At 66.9% G+C, this 14,082-nt stretch carries 15 protein-coding genes and 1 pseudogene; 8 read left to right on the top strand and 8 right to left on the bottom strand.

Going from position 1 to position 14,082, the window contains the following annotated elements; genetic code table 11:
• Positions 1-4: 4 nt before the first annotated feature.
• Positions 5-496, top strand: a complete 492-nt coding sequence (locus tag P9A17_RS29460; RefSeq protein ID WP_278042326.1) for an SRPBCC family protein — start codon at positions 5-7, stop codon at positions 494-496.
• The gene (locus P9A17_RS29465) at positions 483-803 is read left to right on the top strand and encodes a metalloregulator ArsR/SmtB family transcription factor (protein WP_278042327.1); all 321 of its coding nucleotides are present in this window, start codon (positions 483-485) and stop codon (positions 801-803) included. Before P9A17_RS29460 ends, P9A17_RS29465 begins: the two co-directional genes overlap by 14 nt.
• On the opposite strand, the gene P9A17_RS29470 is transcribed toward P9A17_RS29465, so the two are convergent.
• The 6 genes from P9A17_RS29470 to infC all read right to left on the bottom strand — a co-directional run bounded on the left by P9A17_RS29470 (position 800) and on the right by infC (position 4,710).
• Positions 800-1,168, bottom strand: a complete 369-nt coding sequence (locus P9A17_RS29470; protein ID WP_278042328.1) for a GatB/YqeY — start codon at positions 1,166-1,168, stop codon at positions 800-802. The two genes, P9A17_RS29465 and P9A17_RS29470, sit on opposite strands and share 4 nt — an antisense overlap.
• 13 nt (positions 1,169-1,181) lie before the next feature.
• Positions 1,182-2,339, bottom strand: a complete 1,158-nt coding sequence (locus P9A17_RS29475; RefSeq protein WP_278042329.1) for a PE-PPE domain-containing protein — start codon at positions 2,337-2,339, stop codon at positions 1,182-1,184.
• Positions 2,340-2,686: 347 nt separating this feature from the next.
• Positions 2,687-3,433, bottom strand: a complete 747-nt coding sequence (locus P9A17_RS29480) for an RNA methyltransferase (protein ID WP_278042330.1) — start codon at positions 3,431-3,433, stop codon at positions 2,687-2,689.
• 23 nt (positions 3,434-3,456) lie between these two features.
• Positions 3,457-3,846: a 50S ribosomal protein L20 gene (rplT, locus tag P9A17_RS29485; protein ID WP_278042331.1), complete on the bottom strand. Its 390-nt coding sequence runs from the start codon at positions 3,844-3,846 to the stop codon at positions 3,457-3,459.
• Between the two features lie 49 nt (positions 3,847-3,895).
• Entirely contained in the window at positions 3,896-4,090 is a 195-nt protein-coding gene (rpmI, locus tag P9A17_RS29490) for a 50S ribosomal protein L35 (protein ID WP_278042332.1), read from the bottom strand.
• An 8-nt stretch (positions 4,091-4,098) separates the two neighbouring features.
• On the bottom strand, positions 4,099-4,710 hold the full coding sequence (infC, locus tag P9A17_RS29495; protein WP_278042482.1) for a translation initiation factor IF-3: 612 nt from the start codon (positions 4,708-4,710) through the stop codon (positions 4,099-4,101).
• Positions 4,711-4,935: 225 nt separating this feature from the next.
• Between infC and P9A17_RS29500 the strand changes: the two genes are divergently transcribed.
• The 5 genes and pseudogenes from P9A17_RS29500 (at position 4,936) to P9A17_RS29520 (ending at position 11,314) form a co-directional block, all read left to right on the top strand.
• The gene (locus P9A17_RS29500) at positions 4,936-5,298 is read left to right on the top strand and encodes a DUF1844 domain-containing protein (protein WP_278042333.1); all 363 of its coding nucleotides are present in this window, start codon (positions 4,936-4,938) and stop codon (positions 5,296-5,298) included.
• 38 nt (positions 5,299-5,336) lie between these two features.
• Complete coding sequence (gene lysX / locus P9A17_RS29505) at positions 5,337-8,645, top strand: bifunctional lysylphosphatidylglycerol synthetase/lysine--tRNA ligase LysX (protein ID WP_278042334.1); 3,309 nt, start codon at positions 5,337-5,339, stop codon at positions 8,643-8,645.
• A 72-nt stretch (positions 8,646-8,717) separates the two neighbouring features.
• Positions 8,718-9,583 (top strand): annotated as a pseudogene (locus P9A17_RS29510) (hypothetical protein).
• Positions 9,584-9,723: 140 nt separating this feature from the next.
• Positions 9,724-11,025 carry an alpha/beta hydrolase-fold protein gene (locus P9A17_RS29515; RefSeq protein WP_278042483.1) on the top strand — a complete coding sequence of 434 codons (1,302 nt, stop codon included), beginning with the start codon at positions 9,724-9,726 and terminating at the stop codon, positions 11,023-11,025.
• 10 nt (positions 11,026-11,035) lie between these two features.
• Positions 11,036-11,314: a hypothetical protein gene (locus P9A17_RS29520; protein ID WP_278042335.1), complete on the top strand. Its 279-nt coding sequence runs from the start codon at positions 11,036-11,038 to the stop codon at positions 11,312-11,314.
• On the opposite strand, the gene P9A17_RS29525 is transcribed toward P9A17_RS29520, so the two are convergent.
• Positions 11,308-12,396: a hypothetical protein gene (locus tag P9A17_RS29525; protein WP_278042336.1), complete on the bottom strand. Its 1,089-nt coding sequence runs from the start codon at positions 12,394-12,396 to the stop codon at positions 11,308-11,310. The two genes, P9A17_RS29520 and P9A17_RS29525, sit on opposite strands and share 7 nt — an antisense overlap.
• The gene (locus P9A17_RS29530; protein ID WP_278042337.1) at positions 12,393-13,703 is read right to left on the bottom strand and encodes a hypothetical protein; all 1,311 of its coding nucleotides are present in this window, start codon (positions 13,701-13,703) and stop codon (positions 12,393-12,395) included. The genes P9A17_RS29525 and P9A17_RS29530 overlap by 4 nt, the downstream gene beginning before the upstream one ends.
• Positions 13,704-13,758: 55 nt before the next feature.
• Between P9A17_RS29530 and P9A17_RS29535 the strand changes: the two genes are divergently transcribed.
• Positions 13,759-14,082: a hypothetical protein gene (locus tag P9A17_RS29535; protein ID WP_278042338.1), complete on the top strand. Its 324-nt coding sequence runs from the start codon at positions 13,759-13,761 to the stop codon at positions 14,080-14,082.

Raw genomic sequence — 14,082 nt, forward strand, 5'->3', positions numbered from 1 at the left:
GCCCATGACTGCTGATCGAATCGAAAAGCACGCACTGCTCGACGCGCCGCTCGAGCGCGTCTGGGATGCCCTCAGTGATTCCGCGAAGTTCGGCACCTGGTTCGGGATGGATGTCGACGGCCCGTTCGTCGAGGGTGCGACCATTTCTGGGCAGATCAAGGAAACCCAGGTCGACGCCGACATCGCGGAGAAACAGCGGCCCCATGTCGGTGCACCCGTCACCCTGCGGATCGTCGCCGTCGAGCCGTTGCGCCGCCTGGCTTTTCGCTGGAATCCCCTACCTGGCGGTGAGTTCGCCGACCTCACCACGTTGGTCGAGTTCACATTGAGCGAGCACGACGGCGGCACGTCGATCGACATCGTCGAGTCCGGTTTCGACGCACTGCCCGACGAGCATCGCGACGGCACCTTCAACGGCAACAGTGAGGGGTGGGCGATCCAAGCGCAGTTGATTGGCAAGTATCTTGCACTCAACCCTGCGCATGATCGCCACTGAGGCGTCCGCGTCCGTGTTCGACGCACTGGGCGACCCCCACCGGCTTCAGATGGTCATCCGCCTATGCGACGCTGGACCGTGTTCCACTCTGCAAGTAGCACAATCGATTTCGTTGTCCAGACAGGCGGCGACGAAGCATCTGGAGGTACTCCAGACAGTTGGGATCGTCACCAGTTCCAAACGGGGGCGTGAGCGGATCTGGGCCGTGGAACCCCAGCCGCTCACAGACGCCAGCGACTACCTGAACGCGCTGTCGCGGCGCTGGGACAACGCCTTGGAACGACTCAAGGCCTTTGTCGAAACCTAGACCTCGCAGAGGAACGTCTCGAGGTGGTCGGCCTCGGCGCGCAACGCTTCCGCCCGGTCAGGGTGCGCGCGCATGATCTGGTCAGCTGCGCAGCGACGCTCGTCGACCTCACCCTGAATGAGCGCGCGGATCTCGTCGTCGGTCAACACACGACGTGCGATGTCGGCAGCACCGGGCCCCACAGCGCTGTCAGCGATGGCCCCCGCCGACGGCACCGGACCGTCGGGGGTCTCGGCGTTGTCGATGACACTCAAAGCAGACCGCAACAGGTTTGTGCGGGCGGCGTCGCGATCCTTGCGCGCCAACAGAAGTCGGCGGCGCAACTCAGCGCGCCATCGGTCGGCGGGGACGGAGTGCTCGGTCACCGCGTCACGGTACTCAGGCGGCTGCGTCCGACGCACCTGCTTTTTCGCTGCCCGAATCGTCCTTGTCGTCGTTGTCGTCCTTGTCGGCCTTCGCGTGCTTGCCACGCTGAGTGTCGACCTTGCCTTCGGTGTCAGCGTCGGCATCAGCTTTGTCGTCGGCGTCGGCTTTCGCGTGCTTGCCGCGCGGGGCGGCGTCCTTCTTCGCGTGCCTACCCGTGCTGACATCGTCCGTCGTGTCGGCGTCAGCTGCGGCTTCACCATCTGGTTCGGTGTCGGACGAAAGTGACTGCGACGCATTGTCTTCGGACTCTGCCTCGGTTTCCGCCTCCGATTCCGTCTGTGCAACGAGCGACAGAGTGCGCCGATCTGATTCGACCGCTTCGGGTTCCGCCGACTGGCGCTCGGGACGGTGGTACGCGGAGTCGACGAGCGGGCGCAGGATCTTGTCCAGATATGCGACAGCGTCGTCGGATACGCCCACGTCCGACAAAGGTTTCAGCAGAGGCAGCACGCGGGTCGGGATCAGAACCGTCGTCGTGGTTCCGCCTTTGGAGTTCGTCGTCGTCGTGATGTATTCCTCCGGCACCTGCGAGATGTCGGTGAACGCCGCAGGGTAGTGAAGTTGGTTGTAGCCCATGACCGCATTCACGACGGCAAGCAGGTTGAACGGATTGTCCGGGAAGTCGGCGATCCCGTCGTACTCCGCCGTCACGACAAGCAGGTTGTACGGCGTTTCGGGAAGCGGCTGGTACTCGACACCACTGAGGCGGTAGAAAAACGGGCTCGGCGCTCCGTACATCGCGGCATCGAGCTCATCCGGAGGCGGCGCATCCGGGTCGTTCTCCAGCCGGCGCAGCACTTCGGCGATGGCAGGCGCGGTCTGGGACACGCCACCGATCGTCTTCTTACCCGGCGTGCTGTAGACCGCCTCGTACATGCTGTCGGCGGCCGCATCGATGGACTCGCCGAAGTCGTCGGTGCCGGCGAAGGGCACGTTCACCCGTTGGTCGTAGTCGGCGAAGTATCCGCCCAGCGCGTCAGCGAGTTCCTCGTCGGTGAGATCGGCGTACCGCCCGGCTCCACCGAGGATCAACGCCGTCGATGCGCTGGCGATGCCCGGAGCAGCGCAACCGACCGCGACGACACCTACTGCTGCACACAACCGCTTCACGGCCCGCTCATTTCGCTTCGAGTTGTCTAGCTAAGTATTTGCTACAGAGTTACAGGCTATGACTTCTTCCAGATGGAGGCAATAACCTGGCAGCCCTGTGACCAGTGCCACAACACTAGCCGACGCCGCCGTCGGCCTCAAGGCTACCTCCGGAGACGCAACCCGAAATACGTCAGTAAGCAGCATTTATCCGGAAGAGACGTTGGTCGACACGCGTGACGCCACGGCGTCGGGCGATCTCACAGCCGGCACGGCGGCGATCCCGAGAAAACGTGATCGTGCATATCTAGCAAATGGTGTCTAATTTCTTGGTGTGGCCACGGCGGTGCACGAAAAGAAGGAGTGGTTCAGCGAGTGCGGTGCGCGGACGCGCTCTGATACAGACAGATCGCCGCGGCGGATGCGACGTTGAGGCTTTCGGCGTTGCCCCTCATGGGGATGTGTACGGCGGCGGTGGCGAGGTCGGCAACGGCTGCAGGCAATCCGTGCGCTTCAGGGCCGAACAACCAGGCTGTGGGCGGAGACAGGGTCGCATCGTCGAGGCTGACCGAGCCGTCGAGCGTTGTCGCCAACACCTGCAATCCGGCGTCTCTGATCTTCGCGACGGCCTCGGCGCCATCGTGGTGACTGACGACGGGGATGGAGAAGATGCTGCCGGCCGACGCGCGCAGACACTTGCCGTTGTACGGATCCACACTGTCGCCGGCGAGCACGACCGCATCGGCTCCCATGGCATCCGCGAGGCGAATCAGCGTGCCGGCGTTGCCGGGTTCTGAGATTCCCACCGGTACCGCCAAGAGCTCGGGCCGGTCGGCGAGCACGTCGTCGAGTGTGATCTCCGGTAGCGAGCACACGGCAACGAGCCCCACGGGAGTTACGGTGTCCGACAACGCATTGGCGGCCTTCTCGGTGACGAGATCGACCTGGGCTCCCTCGAGGAGGGCGGCGAACTTCTGCGCGGCGGCTTCGGTCGCGAAGACCTCGAAGACAAGTCCGCGCCGCAGCGCGGCCTCGACCAGGTTGGGACCCTCGGCGAGGAAGCGTGCGGCGCGGCGGCGCCCGGTGTGGCGGTGCAGCTTGACTGCCGCCACCACCCGGGCAGAGCGCTCGGTGAGCGTCAGGCAGCCTCGCCCGACGGAGCGTTGACATCAGCGGGCAGCGCGGCCTTGGCGACCTCGACGAGCGCTGTGAACGCGGCGGCATCGCTGACGGCGATCTCGGCCAGGTTCTTGCGGTCGACCTCGACGCCGGCGGCCTTCAGGCCCTGGATCAGCCGGTTGTAGGTGATGTCGTTAGCGCGGGCGGCGGCATTGATGCGGGTGATCCACAACTTGCGGAAGTCACCCTTGCGGGCGCGCCGGTCCCGGTAGGCGTAGGTCAGCGAGTGGAGCTGCTGCTCCTTGGCCTTGCGGTACAGGCGTGACCGCTGGCCGCGGTAGCCCTTCGAGGCCTTCAGTACGGTGCGCCGCTTCTTCTGCGCGTTGAGTGCGCGCTTCACGCGTGCCATGGAGTAGTCCTATCTCAGTGGGGTCAGGGGTCAGGCTGCAGAGCTGCTGCTAGCCGTTCAGCAGCTTCTTGACACGCTTGGTGTCATTGGGAGCCACCACGGTGCGGCCGTCGAGGCGGCGGGTGCGCTTGGAGGCCTTGTGCTCCAGCAGGTGGCGCTTGTTCGCCTTCTGGCGCACGATCTTGCCGGATCCGGTGGTACGGAACCGCTTCGAAGCGCCGCTGTGGGTCTTCGCCTTGGGCATTGGTGTCCTCAGTTCTGTGGTGTATCGGTTGGTGCTTCGGCAGCCTGCGCGTTGGCGCGCTGGGCTGCCGGGGCGTCTGCATCGTGCGCCGCCTTGGCGCGAGTCTTCGCGCCGCGGTGCGGCGCCAGCACCATCGTCATGTTGCGGCCGTCCTGTTTCGCGGACGTCTCGACGAAGCCGTAGTCGGCGACGTCGGCGCCCAGGCGCTGCAGGAGCCGGAAACCCAGTTCGGGCCGCGACTGCTCGCGTCCGCGGAACATGATGGTCACCTTGACCTTTGACCCTGCTTCCAGGAAGCGGATGACGTGACCCTTCTTGGTCTCGTAATCGTGCGGGTCGATCTTGGGACGCAGCTTCTGTTCCTTGACGACGGTCTGCTGCTGGTTCTTGCGAGACTCGCGTGCCTTCTGTGCCGTCTCGTACTTGAACTTGCCGTAATCCATGATCTTGCACACCGGCGGCTTGGCGTCGGGGGCAACTTCGACAAGGTCGAGATCGGCATCCGCGGCGACGCGGAGTGCATCTTCGATGCGCACGATGCCTACCTGTTCACCGCCCGGTCCGATAAGGCGGACTTCAGGTACGCGGATGCGCTCGTTGACGCGGGTCTCAGTGCTGATGGGGCCTCCTATGTTGTCTTCAGGAGTCCACGCCACCGGCACCTGTTCCATAGAACAGATAAGCCCTGCTCACCGCAGGGCCCAAAGCCGACCAGGACAGACATCTACGATGTCTGTGACCGGACCGCTGGACCTTCGAACGAATCGTGGTCAGCGGTGGGAGTGGGACTCCACTTGCTGTCCCTGGCCTGAGCCGGGACGGTCGCGCGTGAAAGTCTATCAGGCGTGACCGATAGTCCTGACATCCCTGAATCGGCGGCTCCGCCACCCGTGCGCGAACTGGCCGATGTTCCGGCCGTCGAAGTCATCAGCAGGTGCGCCGTGATGCTCATGAGTGCGACGGCAGAGAAGCTCGGCCTCGCCGAGGACGACCCGGACGACAGCCCGAACCGGGATCTCGATGAGGCGCGACGGCTGATCACCGCGCTTGCCGGGCTCGTCACTGCGTCCGCCGAATACCTCGGCCCGCACGCCGGCCCGGTGCGCGACGGACTTAAGACCCTGCAACTGGCGTTCCGTGAGGCGAGTGCAGCCCCCGACGAGCCAGGACACGGTCCGGGAGAGAAATACACCGGGCCGGTCTGGTAACGACACATTCCGGGGCTGAGCGAATATCCTCGCGGCCTATGACCCCAACCAGCCTCGTCAGGGCGCATCCGAAGTCGAATTATCGGTGGGTGCCTGCGGCCGCGGGCTGGATCGTGGGCGTCATCGCGACGTTGTCGCTGCTGGCGAGCATTTCGCCCTTGGTGCGCTCGATCATCAAGGTCCCCCGCGAGTTCGTCGACGACTACATCTTCAACTTCCCCGACACGAGCTTCGCCTGGGCATTCGTCCTCGCCCTGCTGGCGGCTGCGCTGGCCGCCCGCAAACGCATCGCCTGGTGGATCCTGATCGGCTACATGGCCGCCGCGGTCGTGGTGAACATCGCCGACCTGGCCGACGGCGAGGAACGTTGGTTCGAAGAGATCGGCGAAGTCATCGGCCTCGCCTTCCACCTCGCGGCGATCGCGTTCCTGCTGCTGGCCCGCAAGGAGTTCTGGGCCAGGGTCCGCCGCGCGGCGCTGCTGAAGGCGGTTCTGACACTCGTCGCCGGAATGGCCGTCGGCACGCTCATCGGCTGGGGGCTGCTGGAACTCTTCCCCGGGACGCTCGCCCGTCCCGATCGCTTCTGGTACGCGCTGAACCGCGTCGGAGCCTTCGCCGGCGCCGACGCCAGTGCCTTCTCCGGTCACCCCCACGTGTTCGTCAACGCTCTGCTCGGCCTCTTCGGCGCCGTGGCCCTGATGGTCACCGCCGTCGTCCTGTTCCAATCCCAGCGCGCCGACAACGCCCTCACGGGCGAGGACGAATCGGCGATCCGCGGCCTGCTGGAGATCTACGGCAAGAACGACTCGCTGGGCTACTTCGCCACCCGCCGCGACAAGGCCGTGGTGTTCGCCCCCAACGGCCGCGCCGCGATCACCTACCGCGTCGAGGTCGGCGTGTGCCTGGCCAGTGGCGATCCGGTCGGCGATCCGAAAGCGTGGCAGCCGGCCATCGAAGCCTGGCTCAAACTGTGTGAGACGTACGGCTGGGCGCCCGGCGTGATGGGCGCCAGCGCGACGGGCGCACAAGCGTTCCGTGAGGCCGGGTTGCACGCGCTGCAACTGGGCGACGAAGCGATCCTGCACCCCGACGACTTCCGGCTGTCGGGGCCCGATATGCGCGCGGTCCGTCAGGCCGTCACCCGCGCCAGGCGTTCCGGCGTCAGCGTGCGGTTCCGCAGGCACCGCGAGTTGTCCGCCGACGAGATGGCCGAGGTGGTCAAGCACGCCGACACCTGGCGCGACACCGAAGACGAGCGCGGTTTCTCGATGGCGCTGGGACGCCTCGGCGACCCCGCTGATGCCGACTGCTTGCTCGTGGAGGCGGTCCAAAACGACGACCAGGTCGTGGCGATGCTGTCGCTGGTGCCGTGGGGCAGCAACGGGGTGTCCCTTGATCTGATGCGCCGAGCACCCCAATCCCCCAACGGCACCATCGAATTGATGGTCAGCGAGCTGTGCCTGCAGGCCGAGGACATCGGCATCACGCGAATCTCGTTGAACTTCGCCATGTTCCGCTCCGCGTTCGAGCAGGGAGCACAGCTGGGCGCCGGTCCGGTGGCGCGGCTGTGGCGCTGGCTGCTGGTGTTCTTCTCCCGGTGGTGGCAGTTGGAGACGCTGTACCGCTCGAACATGAAGTATCAGCCGGAGTGGGTGCCCCGCTACGCCTGCTACGAGGACGCCCGGCTGGTACCCAGGGTCGGCGTCGCCTCGGTGATCGCCGAAGGCTTTCTGATACTCCCCTTTTCGCGCCGTCACGACCAGCCCCACACCGGGCACCACATCGCCGCGCCGGGATCCCTCGTGGCCACCGGACTGTTGCACAGCGATGGGACCGCACCCGACGTCATCGGCCTTGAGAGTGACCTCGCCGACGAGGACTCCGGCCCGCGGCTGCCCGAACAGGTCCGGGTCCGGATGGCGAAGTTGAAAGCTCTTCAGGACCGAGGCGTCGACGCCTACCCGGTGGGCAGTCCGCCCAGCCACACCGTCGCGCAGGCTCTGGCGGCAGCAGACGGCGCGGAGGTGACCGTCGCGGGCCGTGTCCTGCGGCTCCGTGACTACGGCGGCGTGCTGTTCGCCCAGCTGCGCGACTGGTCCGGGGAAACGCAACTGTCGCTGGATAATTCGCTGCTGAACGACGGCACCACCGCCGACTTCACCCGAACCATCGACCTCGGTGACCTGATCGAGGTGACCGGCCGGATGGGCTCGACCCGCTCAGGCACATGGTCGGTGTTGGTGACCGACTGGCGGTTGATCGGCAAATGCCTGCGTCCGCTGCCGGATAAATGGAAAGGCCTGACCGACCAGGAGGCTCGGGTCCGCGCCCGTTACGTCGACCTCGCCGTCAACACCGATGCCCGGGAGTTGATCCGGGCCCGCAGCGGAGTGCTGCATGCGATCCGCGAAACCCTCGTCGGTAAGGGCTTCCTGGAGGTCGAGACCCCGATCCTGCAGCAGATCCACGGCGGCGCGAACGCCCGGCCGTTCCTGACCCACATCAACGCCTACGACCTCGACCTGTATCTGCGCATTGCGCCCGAGCTCTATCTGAAGCGGTTGTGCGTCGGGGGTGTCGAACGGGTCTTCGAGCTGGGTCGCGCCTTTCGCAACGAGGGCGTCGACTTCAGCCACAACCCCGAATTCACGCTGTTGGAGGCCTACCAGGCGCACGCGGACTACAACATGTGGATCGACGGCTGCCGGGAGCTGATCCAGAACGCGGCGCAGGCCGCCAACGGCTCACATGTGTTCCTGCGTCCCCGAGAGGACGGCACCCTTGAGCCGCACGACATCTCGGGCCAGTGGGCGGTCAAGACGGTGCACGGCGCGGTGTCGGAGGCACTCGGCGAGCACATCGACGTCGAGACCGAGTTACCTGAACTTCGTCGGCTCTGCGACAAGGCCCGCATCCCGTACCTGACGCACTGGGATGCCGGCGCGGTGGTGCTCGAGATGTACGAGCACCTGGTCGAGGATCAGACGACCGAGCCGACGTTCTACAAGGACTTCCCCACCTCGGTCTCGCCGCTGACCCGCCCGCACCGCAGCATCCCCGGCGTGGCCGAGCGGTGGGATCTGGTGGCGTGGGGTGTCGAACTCGGCACCGCCTACAGCGAGCTCACCGACCCGGTCGAACAGCGGCGCAGGCTGCAGGAGCAGTCACTGCTGGCCGCGGGCGGCGACCCGGAGGCGATGGAGCTCGACGAGGACTTCCTGCAGGCGATGGAGTACGCGATGCCGCCGACGGGCGGGCTCGGCATGGGTGTCGACCGCGTGGTCATGCTCATCACGGGGCGCAGCATCCGCGAGACGCTGCCGTTCCCGCTCGCCAAGCCCCGCTAGCGGGGCCCGTTCATCCCCAGGCTGCGGATTCTGCTCTGGCACGGGCCGACGACGCCCTGCGACGTTGGGTGAATGTCCTCTCTGGCTTGGCCTTTCATCGGCCACGAGGCCCTCGCGCGCGGGCGAATCAACAAGTACCAGTTGCGGACGCGATACCGCGCGGTCTTTCCCGGCGTCTACGTGCCGGCTTCGACACAGCCGACGCTGGTGCAGCGGGCCACGGCGGCATATCTGTGGTCGGGACGCCGAGGGGTCATTGCAGGTGCTGCGGCAGCCGCGGTCCACGGCGCGAAGTGGCTACCCGATGACGAGGCTGTCGAGATAGTTTGCGGCAACACACGGCCGCCGAAAGGCATCGTCACCCGTAGGGACCGGTTGGGCGAGACGGAGGTGCAGCACGTCGGTGGAGTCCTCGTGACCACCCCCGAACGCACCGCATTCGACATCGGAAGGCTCACACCGGGCGAATTGGGCGTCGTGCGCCTCGACGCACTCGGCCACGCCGCGCGATTCGATCCAACTGCGGTCCTCGAGCTGAGCCGAGCGCACAGCGGATCACCAGGGGTCCGAGGCCTACCGGCGCTGCTCGATCGCTACGACCCGGTGCGGAATCGCCCCGGGAGACCTGGTTGCGGCTGCTGCTGGTCAGCGCGGGGTATCCGCGTCCTCGCACCCAGATCCCGGTGTTCGACGACTACGGCCGGGCTCGCTACTACCTCGACATGGGGTGGGAGGACGTCAAGGTGGCTGTCGAGTACGACGGCGATCACCATCGCGAACGCTCAGTCTTCGCCAACGACATCCTCCGCGCGGAGTTCATCGCCGAGCGTCGTTGGAAACGCGTGCGCGTGGTGGCAGGGCAGCGTCGCGGCGAGATTCTCGACCGCGTCGCCCGAGCGCGAGCATCGAGTGTGTATCCAGATCGCAGAATCGGCTGAATTCGCGATCTGAGCGCACACTCGATGGCCCAACCACCTTCGCAGCGGGGTCACAGCCGGCACCAAGGATCGGCGGCCACTGTGGAGGCGTGTCGTTCTCCGGGCCGTGGTACGAGACCCTGCGCCACAACCTCTCGTTGATGCACGGGTGGTTACCGCTGGCCGTGCAGATCCTGGCCGCCGTTGCCGTGGTCCTCGCCGTCGTCGGACGTGCCCGGCGGTGGAACCTCATCTGGCTACCGTGGTCGGCATTCATCGGAGCGGTCGTCGCGATGTGCGCCTATTGGTACATCGAGACGGCCGGCTTGGCAGATGACAGCAATCCCGCGCCGCACACGCTGTGGCTGTGGATTGCGTTGTCCGGCATGGCCGTCGGAGTTCTGCTGTCCGGCTGGCGCGGAAGCGCATGGAAGCTGCGGATCGCCACGCTGATCGCGGTACCGCTGTGCGCGCTGTCGGCGGCACTGGCGCTGAACCTGTGGGTCGGCTACTTCCCCACCGTGCAGACCGCGTGGAGCCAGCTTACCGCGGGGCCGGTGCCCGACCAGACCGATCCGGTGACGGTCGCCGCCATGCGCAAGCAGCATGCCGTTCCGATCAAGGGCACCGTCGTGCCCGTCGACATCCCCGATGCCGCATCTGGATTCAAGCACCGACAGGAGTTCGTCTACCTCCCACCCGCCTGGTATGCGAGCGACCCACCGCCTGCGCTGCCCACCGTGATGATGATCGGCGGCGAATTCAACACGCCCGCAGACTGGTTACGCGCCGGCGGCGCGATCAAGACGCTCGACGACTTCGCCGCCGCGCACAACGGCTACGCCCCGGTGTTCGTGTTCGTCGACCCGGGCGGAACGTTCAACAACGACACCGAATGTGTCAACGGCAGCCGCGGCAACTCGGCCGACCACCTTGTCAAAGATGTTGTGCCGTATATGAAAGCGAACTACGGCGTCAGCGCGAGCAGTGCGAATTGGGGCGTGGTCGGGTGGTCGATGGGCGGCACCTGCGCCGTGGATCTGACGGTCATGCATCCCGACACGTTCAGCGCGTTCGTCGATATCGCCGGTGACGCCGCACCCAACTCCGGCACACAGGCCGAAACCGTCGACCGTCTCTTCGGCGGCAACAAGGCGGCCTACGCATCCTTCGACCCGACGGCGGTGATGACCACACACGGGCCGTATCGGGGAGTCGCCGGTTGGTTCGACGTGAACAGCGCCGCCGGCGGTGGCAAACCCAATGACCAGGCGGTCGCCGCCGGATCTCTGTGCGGACTGGGCAATCAGACGGGAATCGACTGCGCCGTGGTCAGCCAGCAGGGCAATCACGACTGGCCGTTCGCGTCGAATGCCTTCACCGCTGCGCTGCCCTGGCTGGCGGGCAAGATCGGTACTCCTGATGTGACGCAGGTCGGGCTGCCCGGCTCGATCCGCGGGTAGCGTGGTGACCATGCCGGATGAGCCGATCATCGACGCCGAAGTCGTCCCCGCCGAGCCGGTCATCCCGGCGGACACCGGCTACACCCCCGACGGGGTGCCGACGTTCGAGTCCGTGCGCGAGAAGATCGAGACGCGCTACACGACGTCGATCGGATCGGCCGAGCTCGACGCCCAGACGCCCGAGGGGCGCTCCATCGAGGAGCAGTACGACGCCCGGCAACGCGCCGCCGCAGAACGGCTGGCGCAGATCCGCGAGTCGATGGGCAAGTCACCCGACTCGGCTCAGTAGTCGGACTCGGCAGCAAGCACTTCGGCGAGGAACGCGTCTGCGCCGATGCGCTGCAGTCGACTCTTCGCGAACGTCCGCACCCGCTCTCGCACCGCAGGCGTCTCACCGACGTCGACGCCGATGGTCACTGCCGTTTCGCGCCAATCACGGTTCCACGCAGCCGTTTCCGTCACCGGAACCTGGTGTTCGTCGAGCAGCTCCACTGTCGCGCTGCCCGCGCTGTCCAGCTGGCCGACACCGCGGATTCCGCCGGATTCGACCCGCACGGTGATCCCCTCCGGCGAGCGGACACCCGCGAGTTCCGTCCGCACGACCGCCGTCGCGACGGCGCCGTCGGCCTGAACCCGCCAGTCGACGGTGCCCTCGGCGGCGTCGAAAACGCGCGGAGGCACCGCGGCCCAGCGCACCGATGCGATGCCCGTCGCGATCGCCTGGCCCGCGCTGCCGGCCTGAGCAGCACCGGCGACCAGTGCGTAGTCGTTTCGCATGCCGGCCTGCGCCGCCACGACGGGCGTCTCGAACGCGACGCCGGTGTCGGCGGCGAGTTCGGCGCAGGCGGCGACGAGCTCGCCGACTCGTGGATCTCCCAGCCGCGCCACCGCATTCAGCACCTCGGCGTGGGGCGCCAGCAGCTCCCCGACGTCCGAGTCGAGCGTGCCGTCGGCGAAGTAGTCCTCGGCCGCGGCGGTCAGCAGCGCCAGTTCACCGGCGAGCAGCGCATCGTCGAGTTCGGCGATGCCGTCGCGATAGCTCGCCGGCCACCAACGCCGCAGCCAGTGGCCTAGCGCCAACCGGCGGAGCGGCCGAAGCGCATCCGCGTCGAGTTCCACACCGTCGATCTCCACGCTCCCGTCGGGCTCCGCTGCCAGACCCGATGCGATCGCGGCGTGCCCGGCCTCCCCGGCAATCCGCCAAAGCCATTCCGCCCGAACAGGATCGGTGAAGGAGACATGTACTGCGGCATCGGGATCGTCCACCGTCCAGGACAGCACCGCCCCCGACACCTCGAGAACGGCGGTCAACGGAACCGCGTCGCGTGCCGTCGCGGTGGTCCACAGCCCCGAGTCTTCGACGAACCTCATCGGATGTCCCGCGCTTCGAGCATCGCCTTGATGCGCTGGCGGTGATCCAGGCTGACCGAGCGCGACACACCTTCGAGGAGCTCGCGCACCTCGTCGACGTCGGAGCACGGTTCCTGCCACACGTCGCGGCCGTGCAGGCGCGCCCACAACCGGCTCAGATAAGGGCGGCAGAACGCAGCGAGCTCATCGACGATTCCCTGCTGGCGCGGGTGCACCGCGGCTCCGTCGGCCAGGTAGCGCCGCGCGTGCAGCACGTAGGCCTCCTTGCGCAGCCGGGCCTGGATCTGGCGGGCCAGATCGGTGCGACACTGCGCCGTCTCGTCCAGCGGTGCGAGGTCGACGGCGACGTCGATACCGGCGATGAGGGTGGCCTGCTTGTCCTCACCCATCAGCCCCCACGGAGCGCACGAGCGGTCGACCTCTTCGGCGCACAGCAGCGGAACATCGGGAAGCTCGTCGCGCGCCAGCGCACGGCGCAGAGTGGCCCGCACCCGCTCGACGACACTGCGGTCGAGGGGCCGCCCGCCCTCGGCTCCGATGATCGATGGAGGTGGCTGCGGCTCAGCCGAACTCAGCCCCAGCGCCACGATCGACCACGGCAGGCCCGCACCGTCGCCGCGGGCCGCGGCACCCAGGTTGTACGGCGTCGCATCGGCGATCAGAGCCGACCACACCCGCTGGCGGGCGACCTCGGCGTTATGCCCGTCGGCCCGACCGAGCACGGTGCCCAGCCCGGCGAGGAACGGTCCGGTGATCTCCGTCCCCGCCTGGACGTCGAGCCAGCTGTCGACCACTTGGGCCGACAGCGCCGCGACGACGTCCTCGTCGTCGATATGGCGGTTGAGCACCTCGATCGCGGTCCGGTCGCGGTCGGAGTGGACCTCCCGCAAGATCGCTTCGGCGGCGCCGTGGTCGTCCTCCCCCGGCGCGCCCCGCGTGACGGCGAGCTCGAAGCACAGCGGAAAGTACAGCTCCTGGGCGTTGCCGGTGGTGATGCGCAGTCTGCGGCGTCCCCGCTTGAGCAGATCGAACCACTGAGACGTCGCGCGCAACGTGTCCGACTGGCCGACGATCGCGTCGTGCATCTCTGCGGCGATGTCGGCTGTCACGAAGGGTGCGGAGTATTTGGTGTTCGATCGCAGTCGCAGGACCAGCGGATCGATGATGCGTTTGACGGTGCGGCTGAGGGGTCCGCCGTCGTCGGCGCTGAGCACATTGACGCCCGGGCCGATCGCCCGCCACGCACGTTCGATGACCGCGCGGCGGGGCAGCCGCACCGCTATCGACGTATCGGTTCCCGTGCTCACCGGATCAGGATAGAAGTTGGGTTCGGTAGCCGTGGGCCTCATCGACGCTGATGGCATGCCCAGCTTGTTGACCCTGATGTTCTTCAGCTTCCTTTTCGCCGGTACAGCGGCAGTGCTGCTGATGCCGACCAGCACGGTGATCAAGTCCCGCGGAGTGGTCGTCGGGCTGCGTCTGACGGGCGATTTCACGTCGGACTGCCACGAGGTGGAACTCGACGTCATGGTCAGTCGCCCCGAGGGCGGGCAGTTCCCTGCCCGCGAGACCACCATGATCCCTGAGATGTCCCTTCCGGACTTCACGCCCGGCAGCATCATCGACATGTATTACCGCCCTGGAGACGAGTCCTCGATCGCGGTGCGCGTGCCGCGCGGCCGGTGA

The sequence above is a fragment of the Mycobacterium sp. 236(2023) genome (assembly GCF_029623955.1).
Lineage (GTDB): Bacteria > Actinomycetota > Actinomycetes > Mycobacteriales > Mycobacteriaceae > Mycobacterium.

Excerpts from the sequence above, each read along its gene's own strand:
- P9A17_RS29460 (WP_278042326.1), top strand. The coding sequence starts at position 5 with ATGACTGCTGATCGAATCGAAAAGCACGCACTGCTCGACGCGCCGCTC.
- P9A17_RS29465 (WP_278042327.1), top strand. The coding sequence starts at position 483 with ATGATCGCCACTGAGGCGTCCGCGTCCGTGTTCGACGCACTGGGCGAC.
- rplT (WP_278042331.1), bottom strand. The coding sequence starts at position 3,846 with ATGGCACGCGTGAAGCGCGCACTCAACGCGCAGAAGAAGCGGCGCACC.
- rpmI (WP_278042332.1), bottom strand. The coding sequence starts at position 4,090 with ATGCCCAAGGCGAAGACCCACAGCGGCGCTTCGAAGCGGTTCCGTACC.
- lysX (WP_278042334.1), top strand. The coding sequence starts at position 5,337 with ATGACCCCAACCAGCCTCGTCAGGGCGCATCCGAAGTCGAATTATCGG.
- P9A17_RS29515 (WP_278042483.1), top strand. The coding sequence starts at position 9,724 with ATGCACGGGTGGTTACCGCTGGCCGTGCAGATCCTGGCCGCCGTTGCC.
- P9A17_RS29520 (WP_278042335.1), top strand. The coding sequence starts at position 11,036 with ATGCCGGATGAGCCGATCATCGACGCCGAAGTCGTCCCCGCCGAGCCG.
- P9A17_RS29525 (WP_278042336.1), bottom strand. The coding sequence starts at position 12,396 with ATGAGGTTCGTCGAAGACTCGGGGCTGTGGACCACCGCGACGGCACGC.
- P9A17_RS29535 (WP_278042338.1), top strand. The coding sequence starts at position 13,759 with ATGCCCAGCTTGTTGACCCTGATGTTCTTCAGCTTCCTTTTCGCCGGT.